The following is a 620-nucleotide window of genomic DNA, read 5'->3' on the forward strand; positions in this document are numbered from 1 at the left end:
TTTAGAAGCGAATGACTTTTCAACGGTGATAGGAAGTATCCCAACAAATCCAGAAGAATTGAAAACTTTCATCTTAAAAGAAGCAAAAGCCGAAGCCACGGAGTTGCCTAGCAATACAGATATCACCAGTCAAGTGGAAGTAGATAACGGTGGACTGTGCAATCAAATTGGAAGTTATACAGTGACCTTGAGAGTTAAGAATGTGAAGAAAACCATTACCGTAAATGTGATAGGGGGAAACTTGGAATTCATTGAAGTCCCCAAAACAATTGCTTTTGAAAATATTACAATTCCATCTAGAGAAAAAACGGTGAATCGTAGTAACGTGCAAGGCGAGATTGTTGTTTCAGATAAGCGTGAAAATAGAAAAGAGTGGAGCGTATATGTAAAACAAGCGAAACCATTAACTTCGAATGAAAAGGATATATTGCCAGATGCATTAGTATACACTCAAAATGGGGTAGATACTGTACTAAACGATCAAAATTACTTAGTGCATAGTCAAAAGTCATCAGACTATCAAAATGTTCATATTAACTGGAAAGATTCTGAAGGAATTCGGTTAAAAGTTAAGCCAGGTCCGAATGTCAAAGTGAATGAGACGTATCAGGGTGAATTAG

1 pseudogene is annotated in these 620 nt (G+C 36.8%); it reads left to right on the plus strand.

What is annotated here, in order from left to right:
• Positions 1 to 620, plus strand: a pseudogene (locus MR056_RS21925) (pectate lyase-like adhesive domain-containing protein); the annotation flags it as partial.

The organism is Bacillus cereus group sp. BfR-BA-01360 (assembly GCF_022663595.1).
Taxonomy (GTDB): Bacteria; Bacillota; Bacilli; order Bacillales; family Bacillaceae_G; genus Bacillus_A; species Bacillus_A cytotoxicus.